Origin of the sequence: uncultured Streptococcus sp. (assembly GCF_902463925.1) — a bacterium.
Classification (GTDB): domain Bacteria; phylum Bacillota; class Bacilli; order Lactobacillales; family Streptococcaceae; genus Streptococcus.
The window spans coordinates 33,780-58,714 of sequence record NZ_CABQHE010000003.1 but is presented as its reverse complement, the minus strand read 5'-3'; the positions used below and the strand labels follow the sequence as shown (position 1 = coordinate 58,714).

Sequence of the window (24,935 nt, the reverse complement as noted above, 5' to 3'; positions counted from 1 at the left end):
TTGTATGAATTTTTCAATAAAGTACTTTATTGTGAAAACATTTCTGTGATATAATTAAGGGAGTATTGATATAACTAAAAGAGTCTTGATATTATTAAGGAGGAAATTATGTCTAACCTTTCAGTAAATGCTATCCGTTTTCTAGGGGTAGATGCGATTAACCAAGCTAACTCTGGTCACCCTGGTGTGGTTATGGGTGCAGCACCAATGGGTTACACTTTGTTTACTAAGCAAATTCATGTCAATCCTGAAGTTCCAAATTGGATTAATCGTGACCGTTTTGTTTTGTCAGCAGGTCATGGTTCAATGCTTCTTTATGCGCTCCTTCATTTGTCAGGATTTAAAGATTTGAGTATTGAAGAGCTTAAACAATTCCGTCAATGGGGTTCTAAGACACCTGGTCACCCAGAATTTGGTCATACAGTTGGTGTAGATGCTACCTCAGGTCCACTTGGGCAAGGTATTGCTACAGCTGTTGGTATGGCACAAGCGGAACGTTTCTTGGCTTCTCGTTACAACAAGGAAGGTTTCCCAATCTTTGACCATTATACTTATGTTATTGCGGGGGATGGTTGCTTTATGGAAGGCGTTTCTGGCGAAGCGTCATCTTATGCTGGTCTTCAAAAATTGGATAAATTGATTGTCTTGTACGATTCAAATGATATCAACCTTGACGGTGAAACTAAAGATTCATTTACTGAAGACGTACGTGCACGTTATGAAGCTTATGGTTGGAATACTGAATTTGTTCAAGATGGAACAGATGTTGAAGCTATCAACGCCGCTATTGAAAGTGCAAAAGCAAGTGGTAAACCATCTTTGATTGAGGTTAAGACTGTTATTGGTCATGGTGCTCCTAATAAACAAGGAACCAACGGTGTTCACGGTGCTCCTCTTGGACCAGATGAAACAGCAGCTGCAAGAGAAAACTTGGGTTGGAACTATGCTCCATTTGAAGTTCCAAAAGAAGTTTATGCTGATTTCAAGGAAAATACAGTTGATCGTGGTCGTCAGGCCTATGACGCTTGGATTGCTTTGGTAAATGAGTACAAACAATCTTACCCAGAACTTGGTGCTGAACTTGAACGCATTCTTGGAGGTAAGGATGCAGTTGAATTCCAAGCTTCAGATTTCCCAGCTCTTGAAAATGGTTATTCACAAGCAACTCGTAATTCAAGTCAAGATGCTTTGAATGTTATTGCTGATAAAGTGCCAACATTCCTAGGTGGTTCTGCGGATTTGGCTCACTCAAATATGACTTACATTAAATCTGATGGTCTACAAGATGATGCACATCGTCTTAACCGTAACATTCAATTTGGTGTACGTGAGTTTGCGATGGGAACAGTCTTGAATGGTATGTCTCTCCATGGTGGACTTCGTGTTTACGGTGGTACTTTCTTCGTATTCTCAGACTATGTAAAAGCAGCAGTTCGTTTGTCTGCACTTCAAGGACTTCCAGTTACTTATGTCTTTACTCACGACTCTATTGCAGTCGGTGAAGATGGACCGACCCATGAACCAATCGAACATCTAGCTGGACTTCGTGCTATTCCAAACCTTAATGTTTATCGTCCGGCAGATGCGCGTGAAACACAAGCTGCATGGTATCAAGCTGTAACTTCTAAATCAACACCTACGGCGCTTGTTTTGACACGTCAAAACTTGACTGTTGAAGAAGGAACAGATTTTGATAAAGTCTCAAAAGGTGCTTATGTTGTTCATGAAACAGCAGCAGATTTTGATACTATTCTCCTTGCTTCTGGTTCAGAAGTAAATCTTGCAGTAGCATCAGCAAAAGCTTTGGAATCAGAAGGTTACAAAGTTCGTGTTGTGAGTGTTCCATCAACAGATGTCTTTGATGCACAAGATCAAGCCTACAAAGAGGAAGTTCTTCCAAATGCAGTTCGTCGTCGTGTAGCAATCGAAATGGCAGCAAGTCTACCATGGTATAAATATGTAGGTTTGGACGGTGCTGTGATTGGAATTGATACATTTGGTGCCTCAGCTCCAGCTGCTAAAATTATTGAAGAATATGGCTTTACAGTAGAAAATGTTGTTGAAACAGTAAAAGGTATGAACTAAGATAATTTGAATTCTTAGACAAAAAAACATTGGTTGTAAGGACCAATGTTTTTTTGTCTAATGAAGAAAGGGTACCTAGGGCTGTTAACGATGTATTTGAGACACTGGGTGGCCCAATCTATCATGGTGCAGACTGTCATTTCTCTAACTACTTTGCAAAACATGATAAGGACTTTGATATTGAAGTAGCTATCAATAACTATCTAGGTATTCAAGAAATGTTAGTCTATTTAAGTCATTTTATTTCAAATATCCTAAATAATCAAATTTTTCTAGTGTTCGATTGTCAGCGACAACTAGTATGATTCCTTCATCAGGTAGTTTCTTACTTGGGTCAAAGTGAGTGTTTAACTTGCCACTTTTCTCATCTCTAAAACCTATAACATTGACGTTATATTTTTGTCTTAGATTTAAAGTATGCAAGGACTTTCCAGCCCATTCATTAGGGATTTTCAACTCAATTAAAGCCACATCATCCTCTAAATGAAAAACATTTGATATGTTATAGCGGAGGATATTTGAAGCCAATTCTTTTGCTGTGCTACGTTCAGGAGTGATGACCCAGTTGGCCCCCATTCCGTAAAGAACTTCCTCATAATTGTTATTCGTAGCTTTGGCAATAATATTCTTAATACCAAGTTTTTTGCACTGCAAGAGCGCTAGCGCAGACGATTCTAGGTGCTCTCCAGTTGCAATAATGACTGAGTCGCAAGTATCGATACCAGCAGAACGTAGAAATTCAATGTCAGTAATGTCCCCAACAGCAGCCTTAGTCACCTGATCAGCAAGAGAATCAATTGTTATAGAGTTGTTGTCCAAGGCAATGACATCTTGTCCAAAAGAGGAGAGTTCGGTTGCAATTGTTTGTCCAAAGATTCCTAAACCTAGGACCCCAATAATTTGTGTTTTCATATAAAATCCTTTCAGAATATTGTCAATTAATAAAATAGTTTAGCCGACTGAAATGTCGGTTGGGGCATAAGAAACATGTTTTTCTTTTTTTGTCATCAAGCTCAAGAGAACAGTAATAGGTCCGACACGACCAATGAACATCAGAGCCATGATAACGAAGCGTCCTAGGGTATTTAGATTAGGGGTCAAATCCATTGAAACACCAACGGTAGCAATGGCTGACACACTCTCAAAAAGTAGGCCTAGTGGTGAGAGAGTAGGATTAGTTTCCAGCAAAATAACATAGCCGACAAAGAGCATTGATAGGAAAAAGAGTATAACTGTGAATGCTTGCAAAATGGTTTTGTTAGATATAATACGGTTTCGGAAAACCACGCTCGAGTTACCAGATAGCTCTGACTTAAAAAGTAGGAACATGATAGAGGCAGTTGTCACCTTGATACCGCCAGCAGTTCCCCCAGGACCACCCCCAATAATCATCTGAATCATAAAAAGAAGATTTGTAGAAAAATCAGCATTGGTGTAGGAAATAGTCGCAAAACCAGCGGTACGCATGGTTACAGTCTGAAAGAAACTTACCAGAAGTTGCTGCCAGACATTGAGGGTACCGATTGTCTTAGAGTTATCCATTTCCAGTAACCAAGCAAGTAGGGTTCCGACTAAAAGGAGACAGCTGGTGCTCATAAGCACAAGACGGCTTTGATTACTGAAAGGTCTCCAAGCTAATTTCCAATTCCTTGGACGATCTTTAATATAACGTCTTATTAGTTGAATCAAATCAATCCAAACTGCAAATCCCAAGCTTCCAGACATGATGAGAAAAGCTACAGCAAGGTTAATGGTTGGATTGGTTGCATAATCCTGTAAACTGTTAGAACCTAAGTTATCAAATCCAGCATTACAAAAGGCAGAGACAGCTAGAAAGAGACTATTAAAAATGCCATGACCAAGTCCAAAACGAGGAATGAAGTCAGTCATAATCACGAGTGCTGATAAAGCTTCAATAGAAAAAGTTATTTTATAGACCTTAAAAAGATAAGCCTTCAAATCTTTTTGGTTATCCCTACTAAGTGCGGATTGAAGGAGATCTTGATCGCTCAGTCCTAATTTATTTTTAAGGGTATAAGTACTAAAGGCTATAAGAGAGACTAGTCCAAGTCCTCCTGTCTGCATGAGAAGCATAGAGAGAATTTGACCAAGACCATTGTAAGCCTTACTGACCGGGACAACAGAAAGTCCAGTTACACAGACCATTGACACAGTATTGAAGAGATGGTCTAGGTAGCTTGTTTTTGGACTGTTAGCATAGTGGCTTATGGGAAGGCTAAGTAAGATACTCCCAACTATAATGACAAAGACAAAGCTGAGCACAAGCTTTTGCGTGACAGAAAGACGATTGATCAATGAAAACCTCCGAGTTATCATAAGAGTAAATAATAATCCAAGGAGTAAGAAACATCCTTGGATAAACGTTATAACGGCTTCTTGTTAGGCATCCCAGCACGACGTGGGTACTTATTTGGGGTTTCTTTTTTCTTATCGACAATGGTGATATTACGGCCATCCTCATTTGGCAGTTTATAGTTCTCGTTGAGAACAGGCTTGGCAAAAAGCAAGTTCAAGGCATTTTTAGCATTGGCTAGCTCTTCGTCAGCTGCTGCAGCTTTAAGTGCAATAAGCTGCCCACCCACTTTTAAGAAAGGAATGGTCAATTCTGAGAGAACCTGCATGCGTGCAACAGCACGGGCAGTTACAATATCAAACTGAGCACGGAAGGCCTTGTCTTGTCCAAAATCCTCTGCACGTCCATGATAGAAGTGAACACCGCTGAGCTCAAGTTCATCGGCCAAGAGATTAAGGAAATTGATGCGTTTATTAAGAGAGTCAATGATAGTCACATCAAGTTCAGGACAAAGGATTTTCATAGGGAGACTTGGAAATCCAGCTCCAGCACCGATATCCAGAAGTCGAATACTTTGATTTTTAATATGTCCTTGGAGAACAGGAGCTAGGGAATCGTAGAAATGTTTGAGGTAGACCTCGTCTCTTTCTGTGATTGCAGTAAGGTTGATCTTTTCGTTCCATTCTACCAAGAGCTCAAAGTAGCGTTGGAATTGGTCTTTTTGTTTTTGGCTGAGATCGAACCCCAGTTCTTTCAGAGTCTTGTAAAAATCTTCAGGTGTCATTTTATATTCCTTTTATCTAGTTTCAATGCCCCTATTTTACCATAATTAATTTCTTTCATCTAATGGCAAAAGATTGTTTCAGATTAAGTAAGAACCAGTTTTTAATAAGCTGCTAAAAAATTCCTAAGTTTAAAATTATGTAATATTAAAGATGTTATTTTCTCTTTAAAATCTGATATAATGTTAACTAAGTCTAAAATCATAATTACTCGCTTTAATGAAAAGTGAATATAGGGGATTATGGTCTTGTGGATTGAAAATAGATCCCTATGGGAAAATTTAATTTGAGGATTAAAAATGATTTATCTTTCAGAAGTTAGAAAGTCTCCAGAAGGGCTAGCCTTTAATGAAGCACCTTCTTTGTTGGAGTCAATTAAAGAACGCTATGACCAAGTTTTAAATCTTGAACAACTTCAAGCAAGTGGTCATGTAGTCTATGATAATGGCTTATATCTTTTAGATTATCAACTTAGCTATGATATTACTTTGCCATCTAGCCGTTCACTTGAGCCTACGACACTTGGGTTTAATTACCCAGTCTCGGAAACCTTTATACAAGAGGCTGATGCTGCTCTTCAAAAGGAATTAGTCGAAGAAAATCTAGTTCTTATCTTGGATGGCGATACTATTAACCTTAATGAGAGTATTTTAGATAATATTCTTCTTAATATTCCTTTGAGAGTGCTGACACCTGAAGAGGAATCAGGACAAATTTCGCTCTCAGGTAATGACTGGGAAGTCTTGTCAGAAGAGGATTTTGAAGCTCTTAAACAAGAGAAGAAAGAGGCAAGTAATCCTTTTGCTCAATTGAATGGACTATTTGATGACAATTAATTCAAAAACAAACTAAAAATGTTTGACAATTTTAAAAATCTATATTATTCTATGATTATAAGCTAATTTTCGAATTTATTCATTGGGTAAATCTAAATACTTTTTGGGAAAATGGAAGTCAAAAAAATTTTTTATGAAAGTGGTAAATAGTTATTATGAGCAAACGCATTTTGATTGTTGAAGATGAGAGAAACCTTGCTCGTTTTGTCTCTCTTGAACTTCAACACGAAGGATACGACGTTGTGACAGCAGACAACGGACGCGAAGGACTTGAAATGGCACTTGAGAAAGATTTCGATCTTATTCTCTTGGACCTTATGTTGCCTGAGATGGACGGTTTCGAAGTGACACGTCGTCTCCAACAAGAAAAAAATACTTATATTATGATGATGACAGCTCGCGACTCAATCATGGATATTGTTGCCGGTTTGGACCGTGGAGCTGATGACTATATTGTAAAACCATTTGCGATTGAAGAACTGTTGGCACGTATTCGTGCAACCTTCCGTCGCCAAGATATTGAAGCTACTAAGAGTGCACCAGCTAAAGCGTCAACCTATCGCGATTTGAAATTGGATGTTCAAAATCGTGCAGTTGTCCGTGGTGATGAGGCGATTCCATTGACAAAACGTGAGTTTGATTTGTTGAACACACTTTTAAGCAATATGAACCAAGTAATGACCCGTGAGGAACTCTTGCTTCAAGTCTGGAAATATGATGACGTAATTGAAACAAACGTTGTAGATGTTTATATTCGTTACTTACGTGGGAAAATCGATATTCCAGGTAAGGAATCATACATTCAAACAGTACGAGGGATGGGTTACGTTATCCGTGAAAAATGAGTAAATTATTTGGTAAAGTAACCATTAGAAAAAAGTTGACCATGACAGCTGCTGTGGTCTTCTTTCTTGTATTGTCGATGTTCACTTTGGTTGTTGTTTTCTCAGCCAATACGCTTCTTTTGCAACGTGAACGTCAAAATGTAAATAATACAATCTCAAAAGTTGTTACTTATATCGAAAAGGACTGGGACTCTGATGAAGAGTTGAGTCCAGAACCGCTTTTAGCGGCCCTTTATTCACCGAAAAATATCTATGCATCAATGGTTAATGGAGTGCTTTCTGAAAAGCATTCCTTAGATGGTCAAGTTGCGGTTTCTAATAAATTATATTCCAATCAGTCTGTCTATGTTTATGACAAAAAGGGAACTTTTATCTTTACTTCTGAGGAGGATACAGACTCACCTCCAGGCATGTCTGAGGTCAATAAACTGAAGTCGGTTTCCTATAAGGGTAAACGTGGTTTCTTACTACAAGTTCCAATCTATGGCAAGGATAAGAAGACCATTGTTGGGTATGCTCAAGTTTTCCATGATTTGGAATTCTACTATGCGTTAAAAGAGCGTCTAATTTTCCTATTGATATTCCTTGAAGTAGGAATGGCGGTCTTAGTTATTGCAGTAACTGTAGTTGTTTTGACATCTATTCTTCGTCCGATGAGGCAGTTGCACGAAACGATGGGTATGATTACAGATTCGCCAAGTGATTGGGAGCTTCGAGCTAAGATTGAGAGTCATGGTGAGATCGGTGATGTGGCGCGTATGATGGATAAAATTCAAGAAAATAATCAGATGCAGATGCGTTTCTTGAGTGACGTCAGTCACGAATTACGTACTCCAATTGCAGTTATTAAGGGATATATGGACCTCTTGCAACGTTGGGGTAAAAATGATCCTGAAATCCTTGAAGAAAGTCTTGAAGCTGCAAGTCACGAAGCCAACCGTATGACGATTATGATTAACGATATGTTGGATTCTATTCGTGTTAAAGGGTCATTTGACAATCATAGAAATGATACATGTGATTTGAATTCTTCAATCCGTACGGTTATTGGGAATTTCCGTGTCCTACATGAAGACTACCAATTCTACCTCAATGATTTTGATAGTTCAGAGCGTCCAGCACAGATTTACAGCCAGCATTTTGAACAGGTTATTACTATTTTGATTGATAATGCGGTCAAGTATTCGCCTGTTAATAAGGAAATCCATGTTACTATCAAGGCTCTGGAAGATGAGATGTTGGTACAGGTACAGGATAATGGTGAGGGTATCTCTAAAGAAGATATTGAACATATCTTTGAACGCTTCTATCGTTCAGATAAGGCGCGTAATCGTACGACAACCCAATCTGGTGTGGGTATTGGTTTATCAATCCTCTATCAAATTGTGGAAGCTTATCGATGCCATATCGATGTCAGTTCAGAACTTGGTGTGGGTACATGTTTTGACCTCTACATTCCTTTTGCAGGGTCAGAAACTACGACACCTTAACTTGAAGGTTAAGTCAACTTACAAGAGATTTATACTAACGCTCAATCATGATCACGTCTAGTTAAAGGCGTGCTTTTTATGTGTTTTTATGGTAAAATAGAGTACCGAATTTCAAAGATTGGTGGTGAAGTGCATGCGTTGTCCAAAATGTCAACATAATAAATCTAGTGTTATCGATAGCCGTCAGGCAGAGGATGGAAATACTATTCGTCGTCGTCGAGAGTGTGATGCCTGTCATGCCCGTTTTACTACATTTGAGCGTGTGGAAGAAGTTCCACTTTTAGTTGTCAAAAAAGACGGTACTCGTGAACAATTCTCTCGCGATAAGATTTTCAATGGTATCTTGATGAGTGCTCAGAAGCGCCCAGTTTCAAGTGAGGATATTGAAAATGCCATCACCCGTATAGAGCAAAACATTCGTCGTAACCATGATGGAGAGGTTGATAGTGAGGTTATTGGGAATTTAGTCATGAAAGAACTAGCAGACCTTGATGAAATTACCTATGTCCGTTTTGCCAGCGTCTACCGTTCTTTCAAAGATGTTGATGAGATTGAAAAATTGCTTCAAGAAATCACCAAGACAGTCCGTGCGAAAAAAGAGTCTAAAAAATGAGACCTATTGAAGAATTTGTCTATGTTGGCAATCAGGTTATCGTTCCCGATCAGGCAAGTTTGATGCGTTGTTATTATCCCATTATCGGGAGTGAGGGATACGCTCTCTACCAGTATTTCCTGGCTTTTTATGACAATGGTAATCACCGCCATAAGTTTGCGACTATTCTGAACCACCTTAACTTTGGAATGCAGCCCCTTCAGGAAGCCTTGGCGGTCCTGACAGCGGTAGACTTGTTGGCCTTCTATCATTCTCCTCAGGGAATTTATGTTGTGGAGCTTAAGTCTCCCTTATCAATTGAGCATTTTCTAAAGCATGCGGTTTATAGTTCACTTCTCGAGCAAAAGATTGGTGAGCCAGCAGTAGATGCTTTAAAACCGATAAGTTTACATGGTTTACAAGACTTATCTAAACGTTTTTCGGATGTTTTTACTGATGAGCGTTTAGCTCAAAAATCTATTTCTGAAATTAAGCCTAAAAATTCATTTGATTTAAGTAGTTTCAGGAATCGTATGCAGGCTGATGGGCTTGTCTTTGCAGATGAAAAGACAGATGTGCTAGAAATCTATAAACTGTCTGAAACTCATGGCATGAATTGGTATGATACCTATCTCTTAGCTAAAAAGACAGCTGTAAACCACCAGATTATTGTCAAGCGTATGCAGGTACAATTAGAGCAAGCTCAAGCTCAAAAATTGGGTGGTGATTCTGCATTGACGGATACAGAGGAAAAGATTCTTAAAGCTGTTAAATCTGAAAAACCTATTGATTACTTACAGAGTGCTAAGGGTCCAGGAGGGACTGTAACTAATTCTGAGAAAAAAATTCTCACAGACTTGGCACAAAGAGGCTTTATGGATGAGGTCATTAATCTAATGGTTGCCTACAGTTTGGGACGGACACGTTCAACAAATGTGAACCGAGAATATATCTCTAAACTTGCCAACGATTTTGCCTTTAAGAAGATTGTTACTGCTGAACAAGGGCTTTTGGCTTTGCGTAGTGGTTACGACAAGAAATCGCAGCAAGCAAAAGCTGATTCTAAGAAGAAAACAAATGTGCCGAGCTGGAGTAATCCAGATTATGATAATCAAACCAGTCAGGCTGATCAGGCCAAGTTGGATGAAATTAGACATCGGGCTTTGGCAAAACTAGAAAAAGGAAAGGAGTAGCCAATGGAAAGAGTTGGACAAACCCTCAACCGAACAGGGCATCATGGGTCTGGCAATGCAACAGATTTAACGAAGCAAATCTTGGCAGATACAAGAGTGGCTGGCTTTATTCAAGAACATGGCTTAAGTCAGGACCAAATCAAGCGTAGTCTTCCAAAGTTCAATCAATTCTTGGTGGAATGCCGTAAGGTCAAAGAAGGTGATGTCACCTACATTGCCAAAGGGTATGAGCCGATTCTGACCATGAATGAAGGCTATGCTGATGTGACTTATAAGGAAACGCGTCAGCTTAAGGAACAACAAGAACAACAGGCTATTTCTAAGCGGATTAACTTGTTGAGTTTGCCTCAGTCTTATCGCAAGATTACCTTTGCTGATATCGTACTAGATGATGTCGCTCGTGTTGATACTTTTGAGGCACTTGTTGATTTTGTGGCTAATTACCCTAGTCCAGACCAGAAAGGTCTCTATATCTACGGGGATATGGGGGTTGGAAAATCCTTCATGTTGGCAGCTATGGCCCATGAGCTTTCAGAGACTAAGAAGGTTGCAACGACCATTATTCATTATCCATCTTTTGCTATTGATGTTAGAAATGGGATTAAGGACAATTCTGTGAAGGAACAAATTGATGCTGTCAAAGAAGTAGAAGTCCTAGTTTTAGATGATATTGGTGCAGAGCAATTCTCTTCTTGGATTAGGGATGAAGTTTTGCAAGTCATTCTCCAGTATCGCATGATCAAGGAGCTACCGACCTTCTTCACATCCAACTATAGTTTTGCAGACTTAGAAGTTAAACTATCAAATGGACGTCAGGGAGACGAGACTTGGCAGGCCAAACGTGTGATGGAACGTATTCGTTTTCTAGCTAAAGAGGTTCACTTGAAAGGTGTTAATCGCCGTTAAGGTGATCCTAATAATGATAAGGAACAAGCGTGTTTGCTTTCCTTGGTGGAAGTGAGATTGCTAAATGAAGAAAGGAATCCCTAATTTAATCAGGGACTTAAATATATGACATTACCTACAGTTGCTATCGTGGGTCGCCCAAATGTTGGGAAGTCGACCCTATTTAACCGAATTGCGGGTGAACGTATCTCCATCGTCGAAGACGTTGAAGGGGTAACACGTGACCGTATTTATACCTCTGCTGAGTGGCTTAACCGTCAGTTTAGCTTGATTGATACAGGTGGTATCGATGATGTCGATGCTCCATTCATGGAACAGATTAAGCACCAAGCTGACATTGCCATGACTGAAGCTGACGTTATTGTCTTTGTCGTTTCAGGCAAGGAAGGCGTGACAGATGCGGATGAGTACGTTGCCCGTATTCTCTATAAGACCAACAAGCCAGTTATCTTAGCGGTAAATAAAGTGGATAACCCTGAAATGCGTGCAGATATCTATGATTTCTATTCTCTTGGGCTTGGCGATCCCTACCCAGTTTCATCTGTACACGGTATTGGTACGGGGGACGTTCTCGACGCTATCGTTGAAAACCTCCCAACAGAAGTTGAAGAGGAAAACCCAGATATCATTCGTTTCAGTTTGATTGGGCGTCCAAACGTCGGAAAATCAAGTTTGATTAACGCCATTTTAGGTGAGGACCGAGTGATTGCAAGTCCTATTGCTGGTACGACTCGTGATGCCATTGACACAAACTTTGTGGACAGTGAAGGTCAAGAGTATACCATGATTGACACCGCTGGGATTCGTAAATCTGGTAAGGTTTATGAAAGCACAGAAAAATACTCTGTTATGCGTTCTATGCGTGCCATTGACCGTTCTGATATTGTTCTTATGGTTATCAATGCCGAAGAAGGTATCCGTGAGTATGACAAGCGTATTGCTGGTTTTGCCCATGAAGCTGGTAAAGGGATTATCATTGTAGTTAACAAATGGGATACGATCAAGAAGGACAACCATACTGTTTCCAACTGGGAAGCAGATATCCGTGATCAATTCCAATTCTTGAGCTATGCCCCAATTATCTTTGTATCGGCTGAGACGAAACAACGTCTTAACAAGTTACCAGAGATGATCAAACGCATCAGTGAGAGTCAAAACCGTCGTATTTCATCGGCTGTCTTGAATGATGTTATCATGGATGCCATTGCCATCAACCCAACACCAACTGACAAAGGAAAACGCCTTAAGATTTTCTACGGCACACAAGTTTCGGTTAAACCACCAACATTTGTTGTCTTTGTCAATGAAGAAGAGCTTATGCACTTCTCATACATGCGTTTCTTGGAAAATCAAATTCGTCAGGCCTTTGGTTTTGAGGGAACACCAATCCACTTGATTGCTCGTAAACGTAAATAAAAAAAGAGACCAACCAGAATAGAATCTTTATGGGTTGGTCTTTTGGCATTGTAAGGAGAAAACGATGTTAGAAAATGTTCAAACTTATTTATCCAAACAAGGAGTTAAGTATATCAAACCTGAAAAAGCGGGGCCACATCAGGAAGAGATGGAAGACCTCAAGGCACTTGGTCAATCAGCTCGTAAGGAGATGCAGACTTTATCAAAACGTCTAGAGAAGCGTTTGGCACCCTTTAAGATGGATCGTGTTAGTAATTGGGCCAATCAGGCACAATTATGTCGGCCACACTTTTGGTGCTATTACAGGGCACCTGAGGACAGTTTAGATGATGTTGCTATGGCGATTCGACTCTACGGTCAAGCTGAAGATTGGGGAATATCGGTTGAAGTGAGCTTTGTAGAACGGAAAAAATCAGATACTACTCTAGCGAAGCAACATAAGGTTCTAGACTTACCGATTGTCCCCTCTCTATACTATTTTGCCCAGGAAGATGGTGTCAGCCATCGTGTGGAAGGAAGTGAAGAGAATCGTCAGATGCTTAAAGAAGCAGTCAAAGATGGTCGTGTTCGAAAGGTCTTGGTTAAATATGATGTTCCTGTGACGGATAGCTTGACTAGGGATGACTTGCTAGATCAACTAATGGAAGGCTTTCAACTGATAAGTCCTTATTATGATAGTTGTCAGGATGCCAATAAGTTGTTGGAAGATTAGTGTAAAAGAGGAGAGTAAAAATGCAAGGATTATTAATGATTGATATGCAAAGGGCTTTTGATAATAGTTCATGGGGAGAACGTAATAACCCTCAGCTTGAAGTGAATTCCCAAAAATTGCTTAATTTTTTTAGAGAAAAGGGATGGCCAGTACTTCATGTTCAACACGTATCAGAGAATACTCAATCACGTTTTCACGAATCTCAAGGTCAAGATTTTAAAGATGGCTTTCAACCATGCCCAAGTGAACCTGTTTTCCAAAAGATAGTTAATAGTGCTTTCATTGGGACAAATTTAGAGAGCTATTTAAGAGATAAAAGAATTGATAAGTTAGTTATTGCAGGCTTAACCTTGCCACACTGTGTGTCTACCACAACTCGCATGGCGGCTAATTTAGGGTTTAAGACGTTACTTATTTCAGATGCAACGGCCAGTTTTGCCCTCCCCAATTTAGATGGTCATTTGATAGATCCAGAGGTCCTACATACCATAAATCTAGTATCCTTACACGATGAATTTGCTCAAGTAATGACAACAGAGGAGTTCATGGGGGAGGGATGATAATGAAGAGCTCTATGCCATCTTCTAGGGGCTTTTTTGATGAATTAGAAGGTATGGGGCTTTTAAAAAGGGAGTAGATAAATTACAAGATTTTAATTTATTAAGTCTAGAGTAATGATATAGATTCTGATAAATGCTTGTTATGGTACTGCTCATTACTTTTTAGATATTCCAGAAAAGTTTCATTATATTTCCATTTTCTTCAAAGATGTTATGTTTGTGGTGAAATCTTTGAAAAAGTTTGAAAGAATGAATTGTAAGTGCTGAAATATTACTGTTCGAAAGAATAAAAGGAAAAATTACTACCGTGGCATTTTCATCAACCGTAACTAAAAAAGGAAGTCTTTATAAAATCACAGCAGAGTTTAATTTTTCTAAAGAAAAAGCACAACTTGTAAAATATGATGGGCAAGACTGTAACAGTTGTTGCTGAAAAAACTTATTTTAACTGTTTTGAAGATAAGCTGTTATATAAGATGACATCTTGATTAGTAAAAATGTAAATAATGTATCAGTTAGATTATTATACATTCTTCTTTAAGGTAATACTACCTATTATAGCTATAAAGAGTAAAAGTGGTGAGATAAAGATAATTTGTTTCGTAATTTTTCTATTGTTCTGTATATATGAAATTTTTCTTATTTCCCTTCCATTTTCTAAATGATAATGATACATAAGTAGTAAAACTATATAAGTTTATATTACTAGCGTTTTTATCAGATATAATAATCTGAAATGTGATGGGTTATATCTCCAAAAATATGTTACGAGGAACTTGACTTATCATCTTAGAGTCAGGTTCTTTTTTTGAATGAGAACTTTAAATTAGCACTCAAAGGTATCCCTTTCGTAATAACATGCCCACAAGGTTAACTTGGTCTCTCCTGAGCTAGAAAGTGGACGAAAAGTTCAGTTTACTACTGCATCATTTGTATAAAGTAAAATAAAAACGAGGTTGGAACAATTGTCTCAACCTCATTTATTTATTTATTTCGGTGAAATCACTTCAGCACCACCCATGTAAGGACGAAGAACTTCAGGGATAGTTACTGAACCATCTTCGTTTTGGTAGTTTTCAAGGATAGCGGCTACTGTACGTCCAACAGCAAGACCTGAACCGTTGAGAGTGTGAAGAAGTTTTACTTTACCATCAGCTTCGTCACGGTAACGGATTTGTGCACGACGAGCTTGGAAATCTTCTGTGTTTGAACATGAAGAAATTTCGCGGTAGGTATTTTGTGCAGGAATCCAAACTTCCAAGTCGTAAGTTTTCGCAGCTGAGAATCCCATATCGCCAGTACACAAAGTGATGACACGGTATGGCAAGTTAAGTTTTTGAAGGATATTTTCAGCGTTAACTACCATTTTTTCCAATTCATCGTATGAGCTTTCTGGTTTTGAGAATTTAACCATTTCAACCTTGTGGAATTGGTGAAGACGGATCAGTCCACGTGTATCACGGCCAGCTGAACCAGCTTCTGAACGGAATGAAGGGCTCATGGCTGTGAAGTAGATTGGTAATTCTTTTCCGTCAAGAATTTCGCCACGGTAGTAGTTGGTTAAAGGAACTTCGGCTGTTGGGATAAGAACGTAGTCAGTACCATCAAGCTCGAAAGTGTCTTCTTTAAATTTTGGATACTGACCAGTACCAAACATAGAGTCGTGGTTAACCATGTAAGGTGTAATCATTTCAGTGTAACCTTCTTTAGCATGTTCATCCAACATGAAGTTGTAAATCGCACGTTCTAATTTTGCTCCTAAGCCTTTGTAGAAGAGGAAGCGAGAACCAGTAACTTTAGCACCACGTTCCCAATCAAGAATACCAAGGTCTTCACCAAGATCCCAGTGAGGTTTAATCTCAAAATCAAAGTCACGAGGTGTTCCCCAACGACGAACTTCTACGTTCTCGTCTTCGTCAGCACCTACTGGAACAGAGTCATTTGGTGTGTTTGGAAGTGTCACAACGATACTGTTAAGTTTTTCATCAATAGCAGCAAGTTCAGAATCAATTTCTTTAATTTCTGCAGAAACTTTTTGCATGGCTGCAATTTGCTCTGAGGCGTCTTCTTTATTACGTTTTGCTTGAGCAATACCATCTGAAGCAACATTACGTTGAGCTTTGAGTTCTTCAGATTTGATAAGAAGTTCACGGCGTTTAACATCAAGCTTTTTTAGTTCATTTAAAGTCTCAGCAACGACACCACGTGTAGCCAATTTTTCAGAAAGGGTATCAAAGTCGTTACGAATACGTTTTACATCTAACATAAGTTCCTCCAAAAAAATAAAACACCCGGTGAAAGTGTTGGAGTGACATGGGCCACGGTTCCATCCAACTTCACAGGAGTGCACTTGTTTATGTTTTTAATTATTAGAAACGGTAGAATTTCGTAGGTCAACCCTACCTGCTCACAGCAACCGCAGGCTTTCTGGAAAGGTCTAGCTATTACTTATCCGTCCTTTACATTATACAAAAATTATGATTTTTTGGCAAATAAACCTTTGATACGAGTACCAATGGTTTGGATGAGAGTTGGTAGTTTGACGACTTTTTCATTGCCGAGATGTTCCCTAGCAATCTTTAGAATCTTTCCAGAATCTTTAGAAGCAAAGAGGAATTTGCTCTTGTCTGTCAACACTTCAAAGTGGCGGCTAATTCTCTTTCCTGATACATTCGCACCGATTTGAGTGATGCTAGTCCATGGAATTTGAATGTATTGCTCGACATTGACATCTGGGTAGAATTCAAGAGCTACATCTCCAATTAGAAATTTACCGACTTTCCCTCCGATAGCCATGTAGGAAACGCCTGTTGTATGCAATTCAACTGTTTTGTTTAGTGATTGTGCCATATCTATCTCGCTTTTTGATTGTAGTACCTTTATTATAGCATAAGAAAAGAGTTCAGCTTTGCTAAACTCTTGCTCTTTTTACATGATTCCGAAGAAGCTTGCAACAATACCAACTACAAAGAGTCCAATGATGATTGTGATTGGTGAAACTTTCTTCTTAAGCAACCACATACATGCAAAAGTAAGGAGAAGTCCCATCAAACCTGGAATCAATGAATCCAATTGTTTTTGAAGGGTATCAACTTGAATCTTATCGAAGCTAAGTTTGTCATTAACTTGGCCGAGGATAGTCTTAAGTTGGTCACCACTGACATTGCCGTTAGGCCATTCGATATAGGCACCTTTAGACAAAACTTTACCTGGAAGGTTTACAGTGAAGACGATAGAGACCCAACGTTCAACGAGGACGGCCAAGATGAACATACCAAGGATTGATGCCCCTTTAGTAATATCTTTCAAGATACCACCAGACATGTCTTTAGTGATTTCTGAACCTGCTTTGTAACCAAGTTCTTGAGTGTACCACAAGAAGGCCATACGGATAAGGTTCCAACCGATGAAGAAGATAAGTGGACCAGCGATGTTACCAGCTTGTGCCAATGATGCACCAAGGGCACCAAGGATAGGACGAACTGTGAACCAGAAAACAGGGTCACCGATACCGGCAAGAGGTCCCATCATACCGATTTTAACCCCTTGGATAGCAGCATCATCGATGTCAGTACCGTTAGCTTTTTCTTCTTCAAGAGCCAAGGTAACACCCATGATAGGAGCAGCTACGTAAGGGTGGGTATTGAAGAATTCCAAGTGACGTTTAAGAGCTGCGGCTTGGTCTTCTTTGTTAGTATAGAGTTTTTTAATAGCAGGAATGAGTGAGTAAGCCCAACCCAAGTTTTGCATACGTTCATAGTTCCATGAACCTTGCAAGAATTGTGAGCGCCACCAAACCTTTTTACGATCCGCTTGAGATAATTGAATTTTTTCAGCCATGAGAGCACCCCTTCCTAGTAGTCTTCCAAGATATCGCCGATTGGGTCGCCTGAACCAGATGAAGTTCCGCCACCATTTCCGCCACCTTGTTTAGAAAGGTTGAGGTAGATGAAAGCGATAGCGACACCGATAGCACCAAGAGCGATAAGTGTCAATTGGCTAATAGCAGCAAAAGCAAAACCGATGGCGAAGAATGGCCAAACTTCACGAGTTGCCATCATGTTGATAACCATGGCGTAACCAACGGCTACGACCATACCACCACCGACAACCATACCGTGGTTGAGCCAGTCAGGCATCAATCCAAGGGCATGTTGAACAGATTGGGCTGGGATGGCAAGAAGAAGGGCTGCTGGCACAGCAATACGCAAACCTTGAAGAAGGAGGGCGAGGTAGTGTGCACGTTCAACACCAGCGATGTTTCCGTTTTCTGCAGCTTTATCTGCGACATGAACAAGGGCAACAGATGCTGTACGAACAAGCATAGTTAGGAAGAGACCGGCAACCGCAAGTGGGATAGCTGTTGCAGTCGCAACACCGATACCTTCAGTTGTGAAGTTACCACCTTTAACCAAAATAATGGCAGCAGCAACAGAGGCAAGGGCAGCGTCAGGAGCGACAGCGGCACCGATATTAGCCCAAGCAAGGGCAATCATTTGAAGGGAACCACCAAGCATGATACCTGCAGTGAGGTTACCTGTAGCAGCACCAATAAGAGTACAAGCAACAAGTGGTTGGTGGAATTGGAATTGGTCAAGGATACCTTCAAGACCAGCAAGGAAGGCAACAACTACGACCAAAATAGCAGAAATAATTGACATATCTGACATGGTTATAATTCCTTTTCTATTGAGTTGTGATTAGCTGGGAAAATCAACTAATGTATCCGAATGAAGGTTATTGAACGTTAGCTTTTTTGATAAGGTCGAACAAATCTTTCTTAGAATCGTTTGGAACCTTACGAACGTCAAATGCTACGCCAAGGTCACGCAATTTTTCAAAACAAGCAACATCGTCTTTGTCCATTGACAAAACGTTGTTAACCATTGTTTTACCAGTTGAGTGAGCCATAGAACCAATGTTAAGTTCTTTAATTGGCACGCCACCTTCGATAGCACGAAGGGCATCTTGAACAGTCTCGAACAAGATAAGAGCGTGTGTGTTACCAAAGCGAGGATCTTTAGAAGCATCAATCAATTTTTGAATTGGAACTACGTTTGCTTTAACGCCATTTGGTGCTGCTTGTTTAATCAACTCCTTACGCAATTCGTCTTTAGCAACATCATCTGATGCTACAATAATGCGGTCCGCTTTAGATGCAGGTGTCCAGTTAGTCGCAACCTGACCATGCAAAAGACGTGTATCCAAACGTGCCAAGTTAATCTTGAGCTTACCATCTCCAATAACTGTCCCTTCTGGGATAGCTCCTTGAGGTGCTGCTGCTTCTTGAGGTGCTGCTGTAGTTTCTTCCGCAGGATTAAGCTCCTCTGGAAGTGCTTTAATACCACCCTTAGCTTCCTTGATGATATTACCAGCAACTTGCTCCGCTGTAGCGTTAGCATCCATCATACGTTCTGTGTATGCTTGGATAAGCATTGGCAAGTTAAGTCCTGTGATGATGGCAATCTTGCGATCTGGATTTTCTCCAGCGATACGACTGGCTTGGTTAAATGGTGAACCACTCCAAAGGTCAGCCAAGACAAGAATCTCATCATCAGCATCGAATTGTGCGATGGCATCGTTGAAGTGGCCGTAAAGGTCATCAGGACCTTCACTTGGCATAAAGGTAACGACTTGAACCTTTTCTTGGTCTCCAAAAATCATAGATCCTGATTGGTGGATTCCCTCAGCGAACTTACCATGGCTGGCGATAATAATACCGATACCCATTCGTGTTCTCCTCCTTTAAAATATTTTTTCTTAGGCTTAAAAAGACTATCTCCGATTTCATCAAGACGGCAAAAAAAGCGCCTCTCAATCTTTTTGAACATAAGAAATCAAGAACAATTATATTCTAAAACGCTTCCACTAAAATGTCAATAGCTAGTGAAACAAAAATGTAAAACAGACCAATCGCTATCAGAAATGAGCGTGAAATGATAAAAAGATTATCCAATGATTAGACTGGATAATCTTTTTATCATATTTAGAGACTAGTTCTTCTTAACAATGAGTCGGAAGAGATTTTTAAAACCTTGTTTGAGAACAACTAGAAAGCTAGGAGCTTTTCTTAAGCTTTCACGTGGAATTCTTTTTTGAATTTCTTTTAGAGTTGTTCTGCTTTTTCGACTGGCAAAACGGAAACGTCCATTTTGCTTAGTACGGATTTCAAAGCGTGGGATGAACTTACCACCGAAGTAGACATCGGCAATCACATAAGTGACTTCATCCCAAGGAATTTGAACGTAGTCTTGTAACTTCGTATCATTGTAAAATTCGAAGGCCTTATCACCGACCATAATATTTCCGTAAATTGGCCCTTCACGGAACCAAGTTCCCTTAGTTGTGTGAGCCATTTCCGTATTAAGCGATTTAACCATGATTTGCTCCGATTAAAGTAGACCAATGATGTGGAGCAAGATAGCAAGGACAAAGATACCCAAGATGATGACGATTGGAGAAACTTTTCTCTTAAGAAGATACATACAAAGGAAAGTCAATCCAAGGGCAGCCAAACCAGGAATTAATTGGTTTAAGTTATCTTGCAAGGTTGTTACCTTGTTAGCTTCAAGTGATTTACCAGCAGCTTGTTGAAGAAAAGCTGCTTTGACACCAGCAATCCCTTTTGGTAGTTTATCCCAATGAATGAATGCTTCATCTTGTTGTTTAACAGTAGAAACAACTGGTGTAAAGGTGATGCTTACCCAACGTTGAATAAGAGAACCGATAACGAACATCCCCATCATTGAAGCTCCACGAGTGACTTGTTGAAGGAGGTTACCTGACAAGTCGTCCGTAATCGCAGTACCAGCACGATAACCGAATTCTTGAGTATACCACTTAACGGTAGCTACCATGACGTTCCAAAGAACGAAGAAAACGATTGGGCCCATGATGTTACCTGAAACAGCCAAGCCTGCTCCGAGTGAGAGGAAGATTGGACGAAGGGTAAACCAGAAGAGAGGGTCACCGGCACCTGCAAGAGGTCCCATCATACCGACCTTAACCCCTGAGATAGCAGCGTCGTCAATGTCAGCGCCGTTGGCACGTTCTTCTTCCAAGGCAAGTGTAACCCCAAAGATTGGGTTGGCCATGAATGGTTGTGTATTGAAGAATTCCAAGTGACGTTTAAGGGCAGCTGCACGTTCTTCTTTTGATTGATAAAGTTTTTTGATTGCAGGAATAAGGGTGTAAGCCACACCACCATTTTGCATACGTTCATAGTTGAATGAAGCTAAAAGAAAGTATGAGCGCAAGAAAGCTTTAAAACGATCTGCTTTTGTTAATTTAATTTTTGAATCAGCCATTTTCTTTCCTCCTAATTAAAAGTCTTCCAGAATTTCACCGAGGGGATCACCTGATCCTCCATCATTTGAAGAACCATTTGAACCACTAGCTTCAAGCGCGAGGTACATCACGGCAAGACAGAGACCGATAACACCCAAGCTAATCAAGGTTAATTCTTTGAGAGCAGCCAAAGCAAAACCAAGGAAGAAGAATGGCCAAACTTCACGACTAGACATCATATTGATAACCATGGCATAACCAACGGCTACAACCATACCACCACCGATTGTCATACCTGATGTTAACCATTCAGGCATAGCTTCAAGACCCGTTTGGACGATGTGTGCAGGAATCAAGAGCAAGAGGAGGGCAGGGATAGCAACACGGAGACCTTGGAGGGCCATACCAATAAAGTGCCATCTTTCAATTCCAGCAATATCAGCTGCTTCAGCACGACTATCCATAGCGTGAGCGATGAAGACTGTAGCAGTACGGACAAACATTGTCAAGGCAAGACCGGCAACAGCCAATGGAACTGCAAGGGCGATGGCAGGACCAATCCCTTTAGCTCCTTGACCACCCAAGATAAGGATAATGGTAGAAGCTACTGCGGCAAGTGAAGCGTCTGGTGCCATAGCAGCACCAACGTTAGCCCATCCCATAGTGATCAACTGCAAGCTACCACCCAACATAACGCCGAGTTCGAGGTGGCCAGTAACCAAACCAATAAGGGAACAAGCCACGACTGGTTGGTAAGTTTCGATTTGGTCGTTAACTGAGCTACAACCAATGATGAAAGCAACAATTACGACTAAAATAATTTGTACTAAACTCATTTATGCATCCTCCAAAATTACTTCTTCTCTGCTAATTTAGTTTCAGCTGACTTAATCAAGGCATCAACGTTTGCTGGGCTATCACTTGGTACCCCACGGACGTCAAATTTGACACCCAATGATTGCAACTCTTTGATAGCATCCACATCTGTTTGGTCAAATGAAAGAGCCTTAGTAACGTTGACTTTTCCTTCCTTATAAGCTGAAGAACCAAGGTTGATTTCTGTAACGTCAACACCAGCTTTAACAGCAGCAAGAGCATCTTCAACAGATTCAAAGAGAAGCATAGCGCGTGTATCGCCAAAACGTGGGTCATTGTTTGCTTTGACCATGTTTTTAATTGGGATAACGTGAACTTGAACACCAGATGGAGCAGCTTGTTTAATCATGTTTGTACGAAGTTTATCATGACAAACAGTATCAGAAACTACGATGATACGGTCTGGGTGGGTTGAGTGAGTCCAACCAGTTGCCACTTGACCGTGGAGGAGACGTGTATCAACACGAGCCAAAACGTATTTGATTTTTCCATCACCAAGAACTGTTCCTTCAGGAATGCTACCCTTAGGAATTGAAGGTTTGGTGTCGGATGATTTAGTGTCTTCTTCAGGGATAAGGCCTTCTGGAAGGACTTTAACACCTTCTTTTGTTTCCTTATAAATGTTTGCGACAACCTCTTCAACGCTTGCATCAGGAGCTACCATACGTTCCGTATATGCTTGGATAAGCATTGGCAAGTTGAGTCCTGTCACGATAACCATCTTGCGATCAGGGTTTTCTTCCTTAATTCGGCTTGCCTGGTTAAATGGTGATCCAGACCAAAGGTCTGCAAGGACTAGAATTTCGTCGTCAGCGTCAAATTGAGCGATGGCATCTTTGAAGTGAGCGTACAAGTCGTCAGGACCTTCATTTGGCATGAAAGTAACCACTTGAACTTTCTCTTGTTCACCAAAAATCATAGAACCTGATTGGTGAATACCTTCAGCGAATTTACCATGGCTAGCAATAATAATACCGATACCCATTAGTGTTCTTCCTCCTTTAATATAATGTTTCTTAGGAATAGAAAAATGATTATTGGTATTATCATCCCTTAGTATGAAAATGACAACAATATTTTTTAAACCCTCGAAATTAGAACAGATTAATTATAAAACGCTTTCATTTCTATGTCAATAATTTTTGCGCAAAAAGTGTCAAAAAACTTAAAAAAACGTCAAAATATTGCAAATTATAGTTTGAATAAGACTGAAAATAATCGGATATAGTTTATAACTATATCCAAGTAGAGGAAATAGGATTATGCAAAATGATAATAAACACTTGTAACGTCTGCTTGTGACTGATATAATAGCTCCAATTAACTATTTAATGTTAAATCTATAAGAAAAGAGGACCTCCTTATGTCAGATTTACTAAGTATTTACAATGAGTTGCATACTAAAAAGTGGGTAGACTTGACCCACAAGATTAATGCGGAAAGCCCACACTTTCCGGCTCTTCCAGCCTTGAAACAAGAAGACCTTTTCACATTAAAAGATGGTTTCCATGTTCAAAAATTTACAGTAGTTGGTCAATACGGAACCCATATCGATGCACCGATTCACTTTGTAGAAGGTGGTCGTTGGTTGGATGAGATTGACCTTAAAGACCTTCTCTTGCCACTTTATGTTATCGACAAGTCTAAAGAAGTTGCTGCGAATCCAAACTTTATCTTGAGCAAACAAGATATCTTAGACTTTGAAGCTGAGCATGGACAAATTGTAGAAGGTGCTTTTGTCGCCTTTCGTAGTGATTGGTCAAAACGTTGGCCAGATCAAGATGCTATGCGTAACCTGGATGACAATGGGGTTCAACAAAGTCCAGGGTGGAGCCGTGAAGCCTTGGAATTCTTGATTCATGAACGCCATGTCAAAGCAGTAGGTCATGAAACCTTTGATACCGATGCTGGTATTCCAGCAGCAGAACATGGATTGGTTAACGAATATTACCTCTTGGAACAAAACATCTACCAAGTAGAAGTTTTGTTCCAATTGGATCAAGTTCCAGCTGCCGGTGCCTTGATTTCGATTGCCTTTCCTCACTGGGACAAGGCGACAGGTTCCCCAGTGCGTGCAGTAGCTATTTTACCTTAATCAGAAGAAAAGACACCGAAGAATTCTTCAGTGTCTTTTCCTGTTTATAAAAGTAGTTCCTGAAGTTTACGGGCAACGCCGTCTTCCTCATTAGTCCACTTAATTTGTTCGTTAGCGTGGGGGAGAAGGACAGAACTGGCATTTTTCATGGCATAGCCAGTCTTGGCAAGTTCCAACATCTCTGTATCATTGTGTTCGTCCCCAAAGGCAATCAAATCATCTGGAGATTTTCGCATGGCTTTGAGTAGGTAGTTCAGGGCATAAGCCTTATTAATTCCTTTAGGTGAAAACTCCAAGATATTAAGTGGTCCACCCCAAGAATCAACCTCAATTTCTTCTTTGAAATCTTTCTTAATATCTCTGGCTAGTTGGTACTTGTCTTCGTGGCGGGTCTGCATAAGAAGAGCGTTAGGATTGCGTGTGATTTTAGCTGGCTCTAAACGCATAGCCTCAATGATTTTATCAACCCCAAAGAGTTGTGGTTGAATACGCTCTGGGTGCTCCATAGTGATATAAAAGTGCTTGCGGTATTCACTAGCAAGAAAATCCATCTCTAACTCATCGTGTCGTTGTAAGAGGTTAACTAGGTATTTTTTGTCCAACTTGACCGAGTGCTCGTAAGCCCATTCTCGGTCTGGGAGATTGGTCAAGGAGCCATTAAAGGTAATGAGCGGTGTCTCTAAGCCTAATGTTTTGTAATGATCAATAGCCATACGGTAAGGACGACCGGTAGCGATAACGACTTGATGCCCTTTGTTTTGTACATCTTTAATAGTTGTTTTTGTAAATTCTGAAATAGTTCCATCTGGTCGCAAAAGCGTTCCATCAAGATCTAGTGCAATCAATTTTTTTGTCATGTTTCTATTATAACAGAAATCAGTTATTTGTTGGGGTTTGACCCAGGTCTATGGTGGAATGTTCGGTTTTTAGCGATAAAACTATCAGA

At 40.1% G+C, this 24,935-nt stretch carries 24 protein-coding genes and 2 pseudogenes; 13 read left to right on the top strand and 13 right to left on the bottom strand.

The features are described from left to right. Window positions 1–108 precede the first annotated feature (108 nt). Together tkt and RDY04_RS03160 are read left to right on the top strand one after the other, a co-directional pair. The gene (tkt, locus tag RDY04_RS03165) at window positions 109–2,085 is read left to right on the top strand and encodes a transketolase (RefSeq protein ID WP_303952032.1); all 1,977 of its coding nucleotides are present in this window, start codon (window positions 109–111) and stop codon (window positions 2,083–2,085) included. A 53-nt stretch (window positions 2,086–2,138) separates the two neighbouring features. Then, a pseudogene (locus tag RDY04_RS03160) lies at window positions 2,139–2,309 on the top strand (ascorbate 6-phosphate lactonase); the annotation flags it as partial. A gap of 16 nt (window positions 2,310–2,325) precedes the next feature. Here RDY04_RS03160 and RDY04_RS03155 read toward each other — a convergent pair. From RDY04_RS03155 to rsmG, 3 genes are all read right to left on the bottom strand, one after another. Continuing rightward, the gene (locus RDY04_RS03155) at window positions 2,326–2,997 is read right to left on the bottom strand and encodes a TrkA family potassium uptake protein (protein ID WP_303952030.1); all 672 of its coding nucleotides are present in this window, start codon (window positions 2,995–2,997) and stop codon (window positions 2,326–2,328) included. A gap of 39 nt (window positions 2,998–3,036) precedes the next feature. Next, window positions 3,037–4,401: a TrkH family potassium uptake protein gene (locus RDY04_RS03150; RefSeq protein ID WP_303952028.1), complete on the bottom strand. Its 1,365-nt coding sequence runs from the start codon at window positions 4,399–4,401 to the stop codon at window positions 3,037–3,039. A gap of 68 nt (window positions 4,402–4,469) precedes the next feature. Next, entirely contained in the window at window positions 4,470–5,183 is a 714-nt protein-coding gene (gene rsmG, locus RDY04_RS03145; RefSeq protein WP_303952026.1) for a 16S rRNA (guanine(527)-N(7))-methyltransferase RsmG, read from the bottom strand. A 297-nt stretch (window positions 5,184–5,480) separates the two neighbouring features. Here rsmG and RDY04_RS03140 point away from each other — a divergent pair, with 297 nt between their 5' ends. The 10 genes and pseudogenes from RDY04_RS03140 to RDY04_RS09575 form a co-directional block, all read left to right on the top strand. Further along, window positions 5,481–6,017, top strand: a complete 537-nt coding sequence (locus RDY04_RS03140; protein ID WP_064519554.1) for a DUF177 domain-containing protein — start codon at window positions 5,481–5,483, stop codon at window positions 6,015–6,017. Window positions 6,018–6,172: 155 nt separating this feature from the next. After that, window positions 6,173–6,862, top strand: a complete 690-nt coding sequence (locus RDY04_RS03135; protein ID WP_303952022.1) for a response regulator transcription factor — start codon at window positions 6,173–6,175, stop codon at window positions 6,860–6,862. After that, window positions 6,859–8,352, top strand: a complete 1,494-nt coding sequence (locus RDY04_RS03130; RefSeq protein ID WP_303952021.1) for a HAMP domain-containing histidine kinase — start codon at window positions 6,859–6,861, stop codon at window positions 8,350–8,352. Before RDY04_RS03135 ends, RDY04_RS03130 begins: the two co-directional genes overlap by 4 nt. A 133-nt stretch (window positions 8,353–8,485) precedes the next feature. Next, window positions 8,486–8,965 (top strand): transcriptional regulator NrdR, encoded by a 480-nt coding sequence (nrdR, locus tag RDY04_RS03125; protein ID WP_303952019.1) that lies wholly within the window; start codon window positions 8,486–8,488, stop codon window positions 8,963–8,965. Then, the gene (locus RDY04_RS03120) at window positions 8,962–10,137 is read left to right on the top strand and encodes a DnaD domain protein (protein WP_303952017.1); all 1,176 of its coding nucleotides are present in this window, start codon (window positions 8,962–8,964) and stop codon (window positions 10,135–10,137) included. The genes nrdR and RDY04_RS03120 overlap by 4 nt, the downstream gene beginning before the upstream one ends. A 3-nt stretch (window positions 10,138–10,140) precedes the next feature. Further along, entirely contained in the window at window positions 10,141–11,043 is a 903-nt protein-coding gene (gene dnaI / locus RDY04_RS03115; RefSeq protein WP_303952015.1) for a primosomal protein DnaI, read from the top strand. A gap of 105 nt (window positions 11,044–11,148) precedes the next feature. Further along, the gene (gene der / locus RDY04_RS03110) at window positions 11,149–12,459 is read left to right on the top strand and encodes a ribosome biogenesis GTPase Der (RefSeq protein ID WP_303952013.1); all 1,311 of its coding nucleotides are present in this window, start codon (window positions 11,149–11,151) and stop codon (window positions 12,457–12,459) included. A gap of 64 nt (window positions 12,460–12,523) precedes the next feature. After that, the gene (locus RDY04_RS03105; RefSeq protein ID WP_303952011.1) at window positions 12,524–13,171 is read left to right on the top strand and encodes an HI_0552 family protein; all 648 of its coding nucleotides are present in this window, start codon (window positions 12,524–12,526) and stop codon (window positions 13,169–13,171) included. Between the two features lie 20 nt (window positions 13,172–13,191). Beyond that, window positions 13,192–13,731, top strand: coding sequence for a cysteine hydrolase family protein (locus RDY04_RS03100; protein WP_303952009.1), 540 nt, complete (start codon window positions 13,192–13,194; stop codon window positions 13,729–13,731). A gap of 286 nt (window positions 13,732–14,017) precedes the next feature. After that, window positions 14,018–14,219 (top strand): annotated as a pseudogene (locus RDY04_RS09575) (competence protein ComB); the annotation flags it as partial. Between the two features lie 500 nt (window positions 14,220–14,719). Here RDY04_RS09575 and serS read toward each other — a convergent pair. From serS to RDY04_RS03055, 9 genes are all read right to left on the bottom strand, one after another. Beyond that, a complete protein-coding gene (gene serS / locus RDY04_RS03095; protein ID WP_303952008.1) occupies window positions 14,720–15,997 on the bottom strand; it encodes a serine--tRNA ligase in 1,278 nt (425 codons plus the stop codon). Between the two features lie 209 nt (window positions 15,998–16,206). Continuing rightward, window positions 16,207–16,581, bottom strand: coding sequence for a DUF956 family protein (locus RDY04_RS03090; protein ID WP_303952006.1), 375 nt, complete (start codon window positions 16,579–16,581; stop codon window positions 16,207–16,209). Window positions 16,582–16,659: 78 nt separating this feature from the next. Further along, entirely contained in the window at window positions 16,660–17,571 is a 912-nt protein-coding gene (locus tag RDY04_RS03085) for a PTS system mannose/fructose/sorbose family transporter subunit IID (RefSeq protein WP_303952004.1), read from the bottom strand. Window positions 17,572–17,585: 14 nt separating this feature from the next. Further along, window positions 17,586–18,401 carry a PTS mannose/fructose/sorbose transporter subunit IIC gene (locus tag RDY04_RS03080; protein ID WP_303952002.1) on the bottom strand — a complete coding sequence of 272 codons (816 nt, stop codon included), beginning with the start codon at window positions 18,399–18,401 and terminating at the stop codon, window positions 17,586–17,588. Window positions 18,402–18,468: 67 nt separating this feature from the next. Further along, on the bottom strand, window positions 18,469–19,461 hold the full coding sequence (locus RDY04_RS03075) for a PTS sugar transporter subunit IIB (RefSeq protein ID WP_303952001.1): 993 nt from the start codon (window positions 19,459–19,461) through the stop codon (window positions 18,469–18,471). 263 nt (window positions 19,462–19,724) lie between these two features. Further along, window positions 19,725–20,111, bottom strand: coding sequence for a DUF956 family protein (locus RDY04_RS03070; protein WP_303952000.1), 387 nt, complete (start codon window positions 20,109–20,111; stop codon window positions 19,725–19,727). 12 nt (window positions 20,112–20,123) lie between these two features. Then, the gene (locus tag RDY04_RS03065; protein ID WP_303951999.1) at window positions 20,124–21,038 is read right to left on the bottom strand and encodes a PTS system mannose/fructose/sorbose family transporter subunit IID; all 915 of its coding nucleotides are present in this window, start codon (window positions 21,036–21,038) and stop codon (window positions 20,124–20,126) included. A 15-nt stretch (window positions 21,039–21,053) separates the two neighbouring features. After that, window positions 21,054–21,854 carry a PTS mannose/fructose/sorbose transporter subunit IIC gene (locus tag RDY04_RS03060; RefSeq protein ID WP_002889174.1) on the bottom strand — a complete coding sequence of 267 codons (801 nt, stop codon included), beginning with the start codon at window positions 21,852–21,854 and terminating at the stop codon, window positions 21,054–21,056. 17 nt (window positions 21,855–21,871) lie between these two features. Next, the gene (locus tag RDY04_RS03055) at window positions 21,872–22,879 is read right to left on the bottom strand and encodes a PTS sugar transporter subunit IIB (RefSeq protein ID WP_303951995.1); all 1,008 of its coding nucleotides are present in this window, start codon (window positions 22,877–22,879) and stop codon (window positions 21,872–21,874) included. A 378-nt stretch (window positions 22,880–23,257) separates the two neighbouring features. On the opposite strand from RDY04_RS03055, the gene RDY04_RS03050 reads away from it, so the two are divergent. Then, the gene (locus RDY04_RS03050; RefSeq protein WP_303951993.1) at window positions 23,258–23,989 is read left to right on the top strand and encodes a cyclase family protein; all 732 of its coding nucleotides are present in this window, start codon (window positions 23,258–23,260) and stop codon (window positions 23,987–23,989) included. 44 nt (window positions 23,990–24,033) lie between these two features. On the opposite strand, the gene RDY04_RS03045 is transcribed toward RDY04_RS03050, so the two are convergent. Beyond that, window positions 24,034–24,846 carry a Cof-type HAD-IIB family hydrolase gene (locus RDY04_RS03045; RefSeq protein WP_003097936.1) on the bottom strand — a complete coding sequence of 271 codons (813 nt, stop codon included), beginning with the start codon at window positions 24,844–24,846 and terminating at the stop codon, window positions 24,034–24,036. Window positions 24,847–24,935 lie beyond the last annotated feature (89 nt).